The organism is Paenirhizobium selenitireducens ATCC BAA-1503 (genome assembly GCF_000518785.1).
Lineage (GTDB): Bacteria > Pseudomonadota > Alphaproteobacteria > Rhizobiales > Rhizobiaceae > Allorhizobium > Allorhizobium selenitireducens.
The window spans coordinates 686,671-700,380 of the sequence record NZ_JAEG01000001.1 but is presented as its reverse complement, the minus strand read 5'-3'; the positions used below and the strand labels follow the sequence as shown (position 1 = coordinate 700,380).

Annotated in this window: 12 protein-coding genes; 3 read left to right on the top strand and 9 right to left on the bottom strand. The window is 64.3% G+C overall.

The window, feature by feature from the left end; genetic code table 11:
* Positions 1–93: 93 nt before the first annotated feature.
* Complete coding sequence (locus tag L867_RS24490) at positions 94–1,113, top strand: ArsR/SmtB family transcription factor (RefSeq protein ID WP_084638433.1); 1,020 nt, start codon at positions 94–96, stop codon at positions 1,111–1,113.
* Complete coding sequence (metF, locus tag L867_RS0103430; protein ID WP_028735581.1) at positions 1,114–2,028, top strand: methylenetetrahydrofolate reductase [NAD(P)H]; 915 nt, start codon at positions 1,114–1,116, stop codon at positions 2,026–2,028.
* Positions 2,029–2,480: 452 nt separating this feature from the next.
* Here the strand turns inward: metF and L867_RS0103425 are convergent, their stop codons facing one another.
* The 5 genes from L867_RS0103425 to L867_RS0103405 form a co-directional block, all read right to left on the bottom strand.
* Positions 2,481–3,398, bottom strand: coding sequence for a DMT family transporter (locus L867_RS0103425; RefSeq protein ID WP_028735580.1), 918 nt, complete (start codon positions 3,396–3,398; stop codon positions 2,481–2,483).
* A 227-nt stretch (positions 3,399–3,625) separates the two neighbouring features.
* A complete protein-coding gene (locus tag L867_RS0103420) occupies positions 3,626–4,810 on the bottom strand; it encodes a lytic murein transglycosylase (protein WP_028735579.1) in 1,185 nt (394 codons plus the stop codon).
* Between the two features lie 221 nt (positions 4,811–5,031).
* Positions 5,032–5,817: a glycoside hydrolase family 25 protein gene (locus L867_RS0103415; RefSeq protein WP_028735578.1), complete on the bottom strand. Its 786-nt coding sequence runs from the start codon at positions 5,815–5,817 to the stop codon at positions 5,032–5,034.
* 135 nt (positions 5,818–5,952) lie between these two features.
* Entirely contained in the window at positions 5,953–6,618 is a 666-nt protein-coding gene (locus L867_RS0103410) for a class I SAM-dependent methyltransferase (protein ID WP_028735577.1), read from the bottom strand.
* Positions 6,618–7,865 carry a DUF3419 family protein gene (locus L867_RS0103405; protein ID WP_028735576.1) on the bottom strand — a complete coding sequence of 416 codons (1,248 nt, stop codon included), beginning with the start codon at positions 7,863–7,865 and terminating at the stop codon, positions 6,618–6,620. Before L867_RS0103405 ends, L867_RS0103410 begins: the two co-directional genes overlap by 1 nt.
* Before the next feature lie 187 nt (positions 7,866–8,052).
* Here L867_RS0103405 and L867_RS0103400 point away from each other — a divergent pair, with 187 nt between their 5' ends.
* The gene (locus tag L867_RS0103400; RefSeq protein WP_028735575.1) at positions 8,053–9,426 is read left to right on the top strand and encodes a serine hydrolase domain-containing protein; all 1,374 of its coding nucleotides are present in this window, start codon (positions 8,053–8,055) and stop codon (positions 9,424–9,426) included.
* A 134-nt stretch (positions 9,427–9,560) separates the two neighbouring features.
* Here L867_RS0103400 and L867_RS0103395 read toward each other — a convergent pair whose 3' ends face one another.
* The 4 genes from L867_RS0103395 to L867_RS0103380 all read right to left on the bottom strand — a co-directional run bounded on the left by L867_RS0103395 (position 9,561) and on the right by L867_RS0103380 (position 13,488).
* Positions 9,561–10,517: a lytic transglycosylase domain-containing protein gene (locus tag L867_RS0103395; RefSeq protein WP_028735574.1), complete on the bottom strand. Its 957-nt coding sequence runs from the start codon at positions 10,515–10,517 to the stop codon at positions 9,561–9,563.
* 104 nt (positions 10,518–10,621) lie between these two features.
* Positions 10,622–11,257, bottom strand: a complete 636-nt coding sequence (locus L867_RS0103390; protein ID WP_028735573.1) for a LysE family translocator — start codon at positions 11,255–11,257, stop codon at positions 10,622–10,624.
* A 47-nt stretch (positions 11,258–11,304) separates the two neighbouring features.
* Complete coding sequence (locus L867_RS0103385) at positions 11,305–12,519, bottom strand: pyrophosphate--fructose-6-phosphate 1-phosphotransferase (RefSeq protein WP_028735572.1); 1,215 nt, start codon at positions 12,517–12,519, stop codon at positions 11,305–11,307.
* A 93-nt stretch (positions 12,520–12,612) separates the two neighbouring features.
* A complete protein-coding gene (locus L867_RS0103380; protein ID WP_028735571.1) occupies positions 12,613–13,488 on the bottom strand; it encodes a DMT family transporter in 876 nt (291 codons plus the stop codon).
* Between the last annotated feature and the right edge of the window lie 222 nt (positions 13,489–13,710).

The following is a 13,710-nucleotide window of genomic DNA, read 5'->3' as shown; positions in this document are numbered from 1 at the left end:
CGGTTGCCGCTCGTTCGCAGGATTTCGCACTTTGCCCTTGCGCAAAAATCGGGACTGACATAAAGATATGTTTATGTCTTGATTGGGTGAAGAATGACGGCAAACATGAAATTCGGCGTCGACGCCCTGGTGGAACTGTTGAAGGCGGCCGGCGAGCCGACACGCCTGAGGCTTTTGGCGCTGCTCTCGGCGGGCGACCTGACGGTCACCGACCTCACCGACATTCTCGGCCAGTCGCAGCCGCGCATATCCCGCCATCTGAAGCTGCTGACCGAGGCCGGCCTGATCGACCGCTACCAGGAGGGCGCCTGGGCCTATTTCCGGCTGAAGCAGGACGGCGATGCGGCAGCGCTTGCCAATGTGCTGCTGGCCGCCACCTGCGAGAACGACGCCGTGCTCTTGCGCGACAGCGAGCGTCTCGCGGCCGTCAAGCGCGCGAGGGCCGAGCGCGCCCAGGAATACTTCAAGCGCAACGCTTCCGAATGGGACGAGCTGCGCCGCCTGCACGTCGACGACGCCGCCGTCGAGGCCAAGCTGCTTGAACTGATCGGCACGGAGACGGTCGACGCGCTGCTCGATCTCGGAACCGGCACCGGCCGCATCCTGCAACTCCTGCAGGACGGCTACCGCCGCGCGACGGGCATTGATGCCAGCCGCGACATGCTGGCGGTGGCGCGCGCCAATCTCGACAAGGCCGGCGTGCTCAAGGCTTCGGTCCGTCACGGCGACATCCTGAACCTGCCGCTCGACGGCAACGAATACGACATCGTCATCATCCATCAGGTGCTGCACTTTCTCGTCCAGCCCGAGCTGGCGCTCGCCGAGGCGAGCCGCATGCTGAAGGCGGGCGGCCGGCTGATCATCATCGATCTTGCCCCGCACACCCTCGAATACCTGCGGGACGAGCATGCCCATGTGCGGCTCGGTTTCTCGCATCAGACCATGGCCGAATGGCTGGCGAAATACGGCATGGCTGTCGAGCGGACCGTGGACCTGCCGCCGGGCAGCACCGCCAGCCGCGGGCTGACCGTGACCATCTGGCTCGCGCGCAAGGGCGGCGAGGCCTTGGAAGTGCAAATCAGCGGGACCACCGCACAGGCCGGGAGCAGGTGAATGGCGATTGACGATCGAAACGGCAAGACCGCCGAGCCCCTGCGCTACTCCTTCGAGTTCTTTCCGCCGAAGTCGGAAGACATGGCGGACCAGCTGTGGAAGACCGTCGACGACCTGACCGACTGGGCACCGGACTTCGTGTCCGTCACCTATGGTGCCGGGGGCACGACCCGCGAGCCGACGCTTTCGACCGTGCGCCGGCTGATTGCCGAGACGCCGCTCCGCACAGCCTCGCACCTCACCTGCGTCGGGGCGACGAAGGAGGAGGTGCACCAGGTGGTGGAGCAGTTCCGCGCCGTCGGCGTGAAGCACTTCGTGGCACTGCGCGGCGATCCGCAGGGCGGCATGGGCACGCCCTACCAGCCGCATCCGGGCGGTTATGCCAATGCCGCGGAGCTGGTTGCCGGTCTGCGCGAGCTGGGCGACTTCGAGATCTCTGTGTCGGCCTATCCGGAAAAGCACCCCGAGAGCCCGGACGCGACGAGCGACATCGACATGCTCAAGCGCAAGGTGGACAACGGCGCCTGCCGCGCGCTTACCCAGTTCTTTTTCGACAATGACATCTTCGAGCGTTACCTTGAGCGGGTGAGGGCGGCGGGGATCTCGATCCCGATCGTGCCCGGCATCATGCCGATCCAGAATCTGACCCAGCTGAAGCGCTTCGCCTCGATGTGCGGCGCAAGCATCCCGGGCTTCCTCGATGAGCGCTTCGCCGGTCTCGACGAGCAGCCGCAGGCGCGCGCCGAGGTCGCAGCCGTAGTGGCGGCCGAGCAGATTGAGGATCTCGTCCGGCGCGGTATTTCCGATTTCCATCTCTACACGATGAACCGCTCGGCGCTGGTCGCTTCAACCCTTGGCAATCTCGGCCTCAGGCCGCAGAACCGCTCGCGGGAAGGGGCCGGCGCTGCCGCGTGATGCAGCCGCCCGACCGGCAGATACGAAGAAGGCGCACGTCCGATCGGATCATGCGCCTTTTTCATGGAAACTGGAAAGCTCTTACGGCTTAGGGCCTGACCGCTGACGGTTCCTCTAAGGCCTCTTGTTCAACTCATTTGGGTTAGATGAACAGCATCGTGGCAATGAACACAAACGCCGCACCGACGATCAGGACATTGAGAGAGTTTGTAAGTCCCATGTCTGCCTCCTTGTGTTGACCGTTAGATAATATGTCGGATTTGTGTCGCAAGGAAAGCGATTAATGTGCTGCAGTGCCGTTGTAGACTGTGGAAATCTTGTCGCACCCCCGGTCTTCTGTAGAAAAATCAACCGCTTGGATAATTTCAGCGTTTATTAATGTTGCTTAACAAGCGTGATCGGAGCAGCTTCGCATCGCCTCCTACAGGCACAGTTCCGGTCTCCCACCCCGATCATGTTGCGCTGCGGCGAAAGGCCGGAAGGCGTCCGTCGAGGACGAGCAAGGCTATGCCGATCAGCAGCATTCCGACCAGATCCAGGGCCTGCAAGGTTTCGCCGAGGAACAGCGCGCCGAGCAGGATCGCGCTCGGCGGCACCAGCAGTGTGACGAGCGACGTGTTGGTGGCGCCGGCCAGCGCCATGATGCGGAAGAAGAGGATATAGCCGAAGGCGGTGGAGATCAGGGCCAGCGCGAGGATTGCGGCGACCGCTTCGATCGGGGGGACGGGGATCTGCCACAAATGATCCACCAGAAGCGCGGTCGGCAGCATGATCAGCGAGGAGGCGGTCAGCTGGCCTGTGGCGGTCACGGGCGCGGGCAGGTCGCGGAAGCGCTTGCCGTAGGTCGCGGCGAATCCGTAGGAGATCGCCGCCATGACCGGCAGGATTACGGCCCACAGCGGGATGTCGCTGGCCTTGAGCGCGCTCGGGCCGATCAGAACGGCGGTGCCGGCAAGGCCGAGCACCGTGCCGGCGAGCTTGGCGGGCGAGAGCTTCTCGTCCGCGGTGAAACGGTTGGCGATCAGCATGGTCCAGATGGGCGTCGTGGCGTTGAGAATGGCGGCGAGGCCTGCGCCGATCTCCGTCTGGCCGAAGAGAATCAGCGTGTGCGGGATGGCGTTGTTGATGAGGCCGAGCAGGAGAAATGCGGGCCAGCGTTGCCACAGCGACCGGTAGAGGTCCATGCGGCCATGCAGGTAGATATGCAGTGCCAGCGCCGCGATCGACAATCGCAGGAAGGCGAGCGTCACTGGCGGGACATAGGGCACTGCGACCCGACCGAAGAAGAACGAGCCGCCCCAGATCAGGCCGAGCAGGGCGAGCAGCGACCAGGTCATGGTATTGAGGCGTGGCGGGGTGACAGGCGGCATCGGCTGGCTCCATGGAAATGAACTGGAGCCAGCTTTAGGCGAAGGGCGCCCGATGGGCCACCCGAAACCTGCCGCGTGTCGATCGTCCTCGCCCCACTCCCGGAGGACGCCTATCAACGAGGCGACGGAATGCAGGCGGTTGGCGGCTGTGGGCGAGAAATCGTGACGGCCGCTATGCGTCACGGGAGGCGAACGGGCGACCCAGGACCTGGGTCGCCCTGTCCGGATCAGAGTGCGCCGAGAAGGGCAGGTGTCGCCCAGCCGTCGGCCGGCATGCCGAGGCGCTGCTGTTCCTTCTGGATGGCGATGCGCGTGCCGGAGCCGAGAATGCCGTCGATCTTGCCGACGTCGTAGCCCATCGCCTGCAGCTTGGTCTGCAGCGCCTTCATCTCCTCATCACCGAGACCCGGCTCCGGATTGCCCTTCTGGTAGGGTTCGGCGCCCATCAGGCGGGTGGCGAAATAGGCGGCCGAGGTCGTGTAGATGAACGACTGGTTCCATTCGAGATAGATGTTGAAGTTCGGATAGGTGATGAAGGCCGGGCCCTTGCGGCCCTGCGGCAGCACGATCGAGGCCGGAAGCGCGCTAGAGGCGGTGTTGCCGTCGCGCGGCTTGACGCCGAGCGCGAACCAGTCGGCGGCCGTCATGGTGCTGCCGAATCCGGTCTTCTCCCAGGGCAGGTTGTCCGGAACCACGACTTCCTGGATCCACGGCTCGCCGCGGCGGAAGCCGAGATGTTCGATGAACTTGGCCGCGGTCAGGATGGCGTCGGGCGAGCTCTTCTTCACGTTGACATGGCCGTCGCCGTCGCCGTCGATGCCGAAGGCGACGATGTCCTTGGGCAGCATCTGCACCTGGCCGATCTCGCCGGCCCAGGCGCCGGTGTTGGTGGCCGGATCGAGGTCACCGTGCTGGACCATGGTGATGAGGTTGAGCAACTGCGGACGGAAGAGTTCGGGGCGGCGGCAGTCATGGGCGAGCGTGACGAGCGCGTTACGGGTGTTGAAATCGCCCTGCACGGCGCCGAAATCGGTTTCCATGGCCCAGAAGGCGGCGATCACGCCGGCCGGCACGCCGTATTCCTGTTCGGCGCGGCCGAAGACTTCGGCATATTGCTGCATCTTCTGGCGGCCGATGTCGAGGCGGGCCTGGCTGACGGTGCGCTTGGAGAATTCGAGGAAGGTCTGCTTGAAGACGCCCTGCGAGCGGTCGCGCGATAGAACCTTCTGATCGATCTGCGCGCCGGCAAGCGCTGCGTCCGCGGCCTCGGGAGATGCGCCGGCGGCAACCGCTTCGGCCTTCACGCCCTCGAGGAAGGAGCCGAGATCGCCGCCGCATTGCTGGGCTGCGGCAAGCGAGGAGGTGGCGAGAAGGGCGGTGAGGGCAAGAGCGAGGCGGGAGACGGTCTTCATGGAAACATCCTTGCGGGTTCGGGCAGTGACTGGGCGCTGCGGCCGAGCAAATACCCCGGTCGTGACGGCGCCGTGAATGGCTTGACGAAATCCGCCCGGTCGCAAACGGCGGCCGGGCGGAACGATGCGAGACACGATATTGGCCGACTTTTTGACGAAAGCGAGATCGTCGCCGAAAAACCAGGCCGGACGCGACATTTTTCGCGGCGAAGCCACGACGCTCAGTGCTTCGAGACGGCGGCGACCCAGTTCTTCCAGTTCTTCTCGGTGCCGGCGAAGACGTTGATGTCGGTATCGCCCTTGATACCCGGGATGACGCCGGTCGAGGTGTATTGCCAGAAGGCCCAGCGCCGGTCCGGGTAGATTTCTTCGGGATGCTGGGCGACGGCGCGAACCCAGAAATGGTAGTCCTGGAAGCTGCCTTCGAGATTGTCGCGGTGGAAGTCGACCGAGGTGTAGATGATCGGCCGCTTGCCGTAATGGGCCTCGATGCGGTCCATGAAGCGTTTCATCTCGGCGCGCACGGTCATGGCGCTCGGGCGGTAGTTGCAGGTCTTCGAGGTATGGTTCCATTCCACGTCGAGCACCGGCGGCAGGTGCATCGAGGCCTTCGGCACGTTGCGGATGAACCAGTCAGCCTGTTCGTCTGCCGTCGAGCAGAAATAGTAGAAGTGATAGGGCGCATGCGGAATGCCGGCGGCGGCTGCCTGGCGCCAGTATTCGTCGAAGCGCGTATCGACGATGTCCTTGCCTTCGGTCGCCTTGATGAAGGCGAAGGAGACACCGGACTTGCGCACTTTGGCCCAGTCGACGTCGCCGTTCCATTTCGACACGTCGATGCCATGAACCTTGTGGCGATTCGGCGTCTTTTCGCCGAAATCCTGCGGGTCCTTGTCGCCGAAACGCGGCGCCGAGATCGACGCGGTTTCCATCAGGTCATAGCTGGCGGATGTGCAGCCGCTGAAGGTCAGCGCGATCGGCAGGAGCGAGAGGAGAAGCCACCGCATGGAACATCCATAGAAACGAATTCGAGGTCATGCCCCTGATGCGGCGCGCGCACACGCAGATACAAAAGGAGCGCAAACCTCCTTTTGCCTCCATCATCGTTAAATATAGGTTATTTTCAACTGTTCTTATGCAGTTCAGGTGCGAATTACCGCGTGCCAGGCGTAACCGCGACCGACAGCTTCGAATTCCAGCCGGGCCTTGACCGCATCGGCCCTGGCCGACAGCACATCGCGCAGCGTTTCCCGGGGTGTGACATGGAAGCGGGAAAGCCAGCCCTGCAGCATGCCACGGAACCAGGCGGGCAGGCGCTCCTGCTGGCCGAAGTCGACGATGTGCAGCGATCCGCCGGGCTTGAGCGCGGCAAGCGATGCGTCGATCGCCTTTTCCCAGTCGGGGATCATCGACAGGGCGTAGGAGATCATGATCCGGTCGAAGCCTGCGACGCCGAAGGCCGCCGCGTCGAAGGTGGTGGCATCGGCCACCTGGAGCTGCGGCATGACCGGAATGCCGCGAAAATTCGCCCGCGCCGAGACGAGCATCTCGGCGGAAATGTCGAGGCCGTAGAGCTTGGCCGTCGGATGAATCCGGTGGGCGAGCAGGAGATTGCGCCCCGTGCCGCAGCCGACTTCCAGCAGCGTGCCGTCGCGCGGCACGTCGAGGCGGGCGATCATCCGGTCACGGCCGAAAAGGTAGTATTTGCGCGTCAGGTCGTAGATGTGACGCTGGTAGCGATACATGCCGTCCATGCGTTCGGCATGTTCGGCATCGAGGTTTGCCGCGGCGGTCGGCTCGACGGCCATCAGGCCTTCCTCTCGTAGATGTGGAAACCACCGTAGATCGCCGAGCGATCGAGCTTGTTCAGCTCTTGCGACCGGTCGGCGTGGTAGGTCCACTGGCCAAGCAGCGCCTCGGAGAGGCGTCCGTCGAGCACGCTCTTTTCGGCGGCGGTGCGGAAGATCACGCGGGCGCCGGGGGCGGCCGTGCGGGTGATCTCGCTCCACAGGGCGTTGAGCTGGTCGTCGTTCATCCAGTCCTGGGCGTCGAGCAGGCTGTAGCGGTCGACGCTGGCGGCCGGCTTCGAGGTCAAGAGCTCGGTGAAGTTGGCGTGATGGACCGTCACCCGCCCGGCATTGGCGCGGATCGCCGGATAGTTCTCCGCCTTGAGGTAGGTCGGCAGCGCGCCTTCGTTCGGCTTCGGATAGCGGCGGGCGAAGGCCTGCCAGGCAAAGTAGTTGTCCTTGAGCGGGAAATGGCAGGCAAGCTTTTCCAGCCGGTGGCGCAGCACCGGCGCGATCGTGCCGCCCTCCGAAAGGCTCGCCAGCTCGTCATATTGCTGCGGCGGGATGCCGAGACCGAAGAGCGAGCTCTTGCGGCTGGTCATCCAGCGGATCAGCGGTTTTTCGAACAGCGGCGCGATGCGCATGTCGAAGAACTGGCGCTGTTCGCGCAGCGATCTCGTCTGGGCGAATTCTGTGAGATTCACGCCGTGAAGCCTTGCCAGAAGATGGCCGGCGCCGATGAAGCGGCCGAGCAGGCCGGTGCGGCAGAAATTGCGGTCGAAGGCGGCGATGCGGCGCTTGCCGTCGAGGCCGCGCCGGTTCCAGTAGGTGCGCGTCCAGTCATCGAGATTGGGGGCGACGTAGCGGTCGAAGTTACGGCTGTTGGTGCGGTTCCGCTCGCCGGTGAACTGGCGCACGACGGTCTCGTGATCCGGCATGTGGCGGAAGGTGGCAAGCTTCAGCCGGTTCAGCGCGACATGATTGGGATTGAGGTCGACCACATCGATCCGCGAGGGGTGGCGCGACAGGTAGGCAAGCATGTTGCAGCCGCCCGAACCGATCGTCACGATCGAATGGCCCTCGCCAAGCTCCATGGCCTCCATGTCGACCTCCGGGTCCTCCCAGATCTGGGCATAGACCAGGCCGGAGAACAGGAGTTCGAACAGCCGCTCCGAAAGACCGTCGCGGCTCAGCGGCTTGTGCTGCAGCAGGGCGTTCTTGAGTTTGTGGTTCTTGCGAAAGCCGGCATCGGGCGCAACATCGGTCATCTTTGTCAGCCATCCATTGAACGTTGATGGCGTTTAGCCGCGCACTGCTACAGTTTGATGACGAGGCCTGTTGGCTAAGGCGGGCGGGTCCTGCTCCGTTAAAAAAGCCGTGTGCAGGGGCATCTGACGCCTTTCGTGCATCGGCAATTCCTGCTTGCATGGGGCTAGATCGGCGGAGGAGACGTTTATGCGACTGATCGTGAAGGTGCTGAAGGCAGCCGTGCTGGCCGCAATCCTGCTGGTGACCGGCGTGTTCGTCTGGCTGGCTCTCGCGCCACCCGAACTGCTTCGGGTCGGCACCGGCTATGCGGCGAAGATGGTCTGTTCCAACGTCTTCCTCGCCAGGCGCGATCCCGAGGCGGTCCTGGCGCTCGACGTCCAGGCGCCCGGTCATCCACTGCTGAAGCTGATCGGTATCGAGGTGGACGCGGAAGACAAGGTGGTCGCGGCGCGAATGCTGGGGGCCTTTGCCGCCGGCACGGCCGTCTACCGTGAGGGCCTCGGCTGTGCCAGCGTTCCCGATGGCGAGGTCGAGGCGGCCCGCGCCGTCGCTGCGACACCAGTGCCGCCGAGACCTGCGGCCGACCCTGCGGCGCTGTGGCCGAATGGCGAGCAAACCGGCCCGACAGACAGCCGCATCGCCGCGCTCCTGGCCGACCCGGCGCTTGGCGGTCCCGGCATGCGGGCGGTCGTGGTGATCAAGGACGGTCGACTTGTCGGCGAAGCCTATGGGCCGGGCTTTTCCGCCACCACGCCGCTCCTCGGCTGGTCCATGGCGAAGACCGTCAATGCGGCGATCATTGGTCGACTGGTTGAGGAGGGGCGTCTCGCTCTCGACGATGACCGGCTTCTGGCGGACTGGACGGATGGGCCGCACGCCGCGATCCGCCTGCGAGACCTGCTGGCGATGGAGAGCGGGCTTGAATTCAACGAGGACTATGGCGACGTCACCGACGTGACCCGCATGCTCTATCTCGAGCCGGACATGGCAGGCTTCAGCCTGGCGAAACCGGTCATGGCCAGGACGGGCGCGAGCTTCAGCTACGCTTCGGGCACGAGCGTTCTGCTCACCCGAATCTGGATGAGCAGGTTCTCAGACCCGAGCGAAGCGCTCGCTTATCCCCGCAAAGCCCTGTTCGACCCGCTCGGCATGACGAGCGCCGTGCTCGAGGCCGATGCCGCCGGAACCTTCGTCGGCAGTTCCTATCTCTATGCCACCGCCCGCGACTGGGCGCGATTCGGCCAGTTCCTCGTCGATGACGGCGTGTCGAACGGAGAGCGGCTGTTGCCTCAAGGGTTCGTTGCGGCGATGCAGCGGCCGACGGCCGCGTCGGGCGGGCGCTATACGGAAATGCAGGCCTGGCAGGTCGGGCCGGGCGACGAGCCCGACGAGAGCTTCGGCCTGACGCCGGAGACTTTCTGGCTGCAGGGGCATGACGGGCAGGTCGTCGCGGTCATCCCTTCGGAGCGCCTGGTGGTCGTGCGGCTCGGCCTCACGCCGTCAAAGCTCGGCTATCGGCCGCAGAAGCTGGTAAAGGCCGTCTCGGACGCGCTGCGCTGAAAGGGACGGACGTGTGACGGCCGTCTTGCAACGGGTCCTGAGGTATGAGGTCTTACGGCAGCACGCCGGCCAGGGTGTGGGATTGAAGATGCATGGGGCGGGACCGAGGCGATGCGCCGAGGCCGCGAGCCGCATCACATGAAGCCGGGCTGGAGAACGTAGAGCATGTCCTTTCGCTTGGCATCGTAATAGTAGCCGCGCGAATAATGCCGGACGGCGCCGTCATGGCTCTTGTCGGCGACGAGCCATGCACCCTTGAGATACTTGATCGCGTATTTCAGATTGGTTTCGGCATCGAACAGGCCGGAGGCCGGGCCGTCGTAGCCCATCGACTTGGCGGTCGAATACTTGATCTGCATCAGGCCGTAATGGCCGTTATTGTAGGCGGTCGGCTTGTAGGTGCTCTCGCGGTTGACCACGCGGTGGATCAGCGCTTCCGGCATCTGGTAGATCGCCGCATATTTCTTGATCAGCGCGTTGATCACCGTCGGGCCGGACGTGGCCGGCTTCGTGGCCTCAAGCATCGGGGCGGGGCCGGGCGGTGTCACGTCGAACTGCGAGTCGAGTGCGGCAAGCGAGGTGGCGGCAGAGGGCGAGGCATAGGCGAGTGCACCGCCGGCGGGCTTGGCGACCGGCACGATCGTCTGCTGGGCGGTGACCTCGGGTGGCAGCACGGCGGGATCGGCCGTATCCGTCGACATCTGCAGCGTGGTCACCGTATTCGGCGAGGTCGGCATGGCCGCGGTCTGGATCGCGATGTTTTCCTGGCCGGCCGCCATGGCCATGGCCACCGGCGTGGCGCCGGGATTGGCGAGCGCGACGGCCTTGAAGGTCGGAATGGGGGCCGGCGTCGCGGTGCCCGGAATGATCGGCGCGGGCACTGCGGCTGCGGCCGGATCGACGGGGGCGGGAAGGGTGCTCGCGGCCTCGGCGGCTGCGGTCTGGGTCTGTCCGGCGGCGGTGCCCGCGACCGGATTGGCCTTCAGTTCCTGCTTTGCTGCGTCTTCCATGCTGCTCGTGCAGCCGGCCAGTCCGGCAATCAGGACGGCGGCGAGGCCGAGGTGCAATCCGTGGTCTCTTTTTGCAATCATGCCGACGTCCCAATCAATCCCCAAGCAGCAAGCGAAGCGAGCGCCGTGCGTTAACATTCCGTTGTCATAATGGATGGGCTAAATTGCGGCAAGCTGACTATTGGTCATGCGGCAATCTTGCGATAGCCCGCCGTCACGGAACTGGACGAAATCAGCACATTGCGATCGCGTCGTTTGGTCGAACGCTTCGGAGAATGGCTGCGGATGAAGCGATGCAGCGGGCCTGCTCCGATCGCGGCTGCGAGCCAGGAGACCAGCGCCAGCCCGAGAAATGTCTCGACAAATGCCTGCGCCTGCTCGGGCAAGGGCACTGCCGGATCGAGGAACTGCGCGATGAGTGCCACGAAAAAGGCGTAGCTGCGGCGATCGAGGCCTGTCTCGGAAAAGACATGCCGTATGATTCGCAGGGGCTTCTCCTGGGGCAGGTTGTCGTTGTCGGCGAGCGGAACGCCGCCGCCGGGCCTGCGCCAGGTTCGGATGACGAGGAAGGCGAGATAGGCGCCGCCGATCCAGCGGATCGGATCGAGGATCTCCGGCGCTGCGAACTGCAGCCAGCCGAGCGCCAGGATGACGATGGCCAGTGCCATCGCCGTGCCGAGGGTTGCAGCCGGAATGGTCGCCAGCATCGATTTGCGGCCCTGGCCGAGCGTATAGGATACGATCAGCATCAGCACGCGGCCGGGCGAAATCAGACAGATCGCCGATATGACGGCGAAAGCCAGCCAGTGTTCCAGTGACATCGTTTCGACTCCTCCACTGAAGAGCAAGCCAGCTTTCGCCCGTTCCGTCAATTGGCCGGGTGGAATTTCTGGCCCATGTGATCCATTACCTCCTGGAACCACGGGGTCTTCAGGTCGAAGGCCTTGCCGCCCTTGATGCGCGGGAATTCGATCGTGCGCAGGCGGCCGCCCTGGTCCTCGTCGTGACCCGTCACGCCCGACACCTTGTTGAGCGCGCTTTCGACGGCGAGATCGACCATGCTGTGGATGAGGCGCAGGTCCTCGTAATTGGCCGGAGCCGAACGGGCGTAGTAGCCGGACTTCTGAACCATCGAGCGTTCGGCATCGAGCAGCTTGGCAAAATGCTTCTGGAACCAGTTGCCGACATTGATCGTGTCGATCTTGACGTGACCGAAGGCATCGCGCTTGATTTCTTCACCGGCAGCCTCGCGGTCCGCGACGATCTCTTCGAGGCAGGCGCCTTCGGAGACGAAAAGCGTGACGAAGCCGGAGCGGTCCATGGTTTCGCGCAGGCGCTCGGCCTCCGCTTCCATGTCGAAATGGGTTTCCGGCAGATAAAGGCCGTCGATGTTCTTCAACTCGCTGTTCATCATCATACCCTCGATATACTCGTTGTTCCGGGTACGGTTGATGTAGGCGTGGGCGGTCGCTGCGGTCAGCCAGCCGCAGTGGCGGCCCATGACTTCGTGAATGACAAGGCTGCGCGGTGCTGCACTCTGTTCGTTGGAAACGTGGTCGAAGAAGCGCGCGCCAACCTCGGCTGCCGTCCATGCGCCAAGCGACTGCTTGATCGGCACGACATCGTTGTCGACGGTCTTCGGCAGGCCGACGACGGTGAGGTCATAGCCATTGGCGCCGAGATAGGCAGCAAGATCGGCCGCGGTCGTGTTGGTGTCGTCGCCGCCGATGGTGTGGAGGATTGTGACGCCGTCGGCGGCCAGCCGTTCGGCGGCGACCCGGAGCGGCGTTTCGCCTTCCTTGACCAGGCCGCGTTTGACGCAATCGGCCGTGTTGGTGAGCTTCACCCGGCTGTTGCCGATCGGCGAGCCGCCATAGCGGTGCAACACATGGGCCTTCTCGCGCATCTCCTTGGTGATTTCGATCTTGTAGTCCATCAGCAAGCCGCGATAGCCGGACGTGTAGGCGATCATCTCGATCTCGGGCGCGATGTCCGTGTAGCGCTCGATCAATCCGCCGACGGCGGACGAGAGGCAGGGCGCCAGACCGCCGGCGGTCAGCATTGCAACTTTCTGTTTGGCCATTGATCCTCCTTCGGCGCGCCTCGGGCGCCGGTGACATTCAGCTTTTCCGCGCGAATGGATGCGACGACCGGATGGCCTTGTAAAGCGAAAAGTTCAGGAAATACGGGCCTTTCGGCCCAGCCAGACGACGAAGGCGACGGCGATCGCGAATATAATCGTTTCAATGCCGATGTGCTCGCCGAGCAGGAGTGTGGAAAACAGCAGCGTGACGAAAGTCTGCATCAGCTGGATCTGCGCGACGCGCGAAATTCCGCCGATCGCCAGCCCCGCATTCCAGAAGATGAAGCCGCCGAACATCGACAGCAGTCCGTGGTAGAGGAGGGCGCCGATCGCGGCATGGCCGGGTGCCGTGACGCCGCTCGAGAAGGTCAGCACCGCGCCGACCAGCGACAGCGGCAGCATGACGACGAGCGCCCAGGAAATGACCTCCCAGCCCGACAGGCGGCGCGCCAGCCGGGCGGACAGCACGTAGCCAAGCGAGGCCGAAACGGCGGAGGCGAGCAGCCAGAGATCGCCGACCTCAAGATGGAAACCGCTCTGGCGAGCGGAGAAGGCGACGACGAGGGCCGCTCCGGCGAAACCGCACAGCCAGAAGAGCGGGCTTGGCCGTTCGCCATCGACGACGACGGCGAAGATCGAGGTGAGCAGCGGAAGCAGCCCGAGCACGACGCCGCCATGGGCGGCGGGCAGGCTCTGCATGGCGATCGAGGAGAAGATCGGAAAGCCGAAGACGAGGCAGATGCCGGCGAGGAACAGGGCCGGGAAGGCGCCCCGCGGCCAGCGTTTGCCGAGCACGAGAAGTGCGGTGCCGGCTGCCGCCGAGGCGATCACCGCCCGGCCGAAGGTGATGAAAAGCGGCGAGAAGCCGTCGAGCGCGATGCGGGTCATCGGCAGGGTGAGCCCGAAGATGGTGACGCCGATCGCGCCGAGGATGAGGCCGAGCGCGGGGGAGGGGATTGCCGATTTCATGCGGGCTCCGCTGGGAGGAAATGTGGCGGTGGTCGCATGAGCCCAAGGAATAGTCCAATCAATCCGCGAGATGGACCAGGGGCGGCGCATGGTGCGATTCGACGGCCTTCGAGGCCGATCGGGGTAGAGCCTCGATGGCTGTGGTTCAGCGTTTCGCAACCGAACGTGAATAAAGTTTAATGTCGCAGACTGGCGCCGCGGCTTGCTTTTTCAGGCGATATT

Bases quoted from the DNA above. Each gene is read 5' to 3' on its own strand.
- L867_RS0103420 (WP_028735579.1), bottom strand. From the start codon at position 4,810: ATGAAGACCGTCTCCCGCCTCGCTCTTGCCCTCACCGCCCTTCTCGCC.
- L867_RS0103400 (WP_028735575.1), top strand. From the start codon at position 8,053: ATGCGACTGATCGTGAAGGTGCTGAAGGCAGCCGTGCTGGCCGCAATC.
- L867_RS0103425 (WP_028735580.1), bottom strand. From the start codon at position 3,398: ATGCCGCCTGTCACCCCGCCACGCCTCAATACCATGACCTGGTCGCTG.
- L867_RS0103390 (WP_028735573.1), bottom strand. From the start codon at position 11,257: ATGTCACTGGAACACTGGCTGGCTTTCGCCGTCATATCGGCGATCTGT.
- L867_RS0103385 (WP_028735572.1), bottom strand. From the start codon at position 12,519: ATGGCCAAACAGAAAGTTGCAATGCTGACCGCCGGCGGTCTGGCGCCC.
- L867_RS0103415 (WP_028735578.1), bottom strand. From the start codon at position 5,817: ATGCGGTGGCTTCTCCTCTCGCTCCTGCCGATCGCGCTGACCTTCAGC.
- L867_RS24490 (WP_084638433.1), top strand. From the start codon at position 94: ATGACGGCAAACATGAAATTCGGCGTCGACGCCCTGGTGGAACTGTTG.
- L867_RS0103395 (WP_028735574.1), bottom strand. From the start codon at position 10,517: ATGATTGCAAAAAGAGACCACGGATTGCACCTCGGCCTCGCCGCCGTC.
- L867_RS0103410 (WP_028735577.1), bottom strand. From the start codon at position 6,618: ATGGCCGTCGAGCCGACCGCCGCGGCAAACCTCGATGCCGAACATGCC.
- L867_RS0103380 (WP_028735571.1), bottom strand. From the start codon at position 13,488: ATGAAATCGGCAATCCCCTCCCCCGCGCTCGGCCTCATCCTCGGCGCG.
- L867_RS0103405 (WP_028735576.1), bottom strand. From the start codon at position 7,865: ATGACCGATGTTGCGCCCGATGCCGGCTTTCGCAAGAACCACAAACTC.
- metF (WP_028735581.1), top strand. From the start codon at position 1,114: ATGGCGATTGACGATCGAAACGGCAAGACCGCCGAGCCCCTGCGCTAC.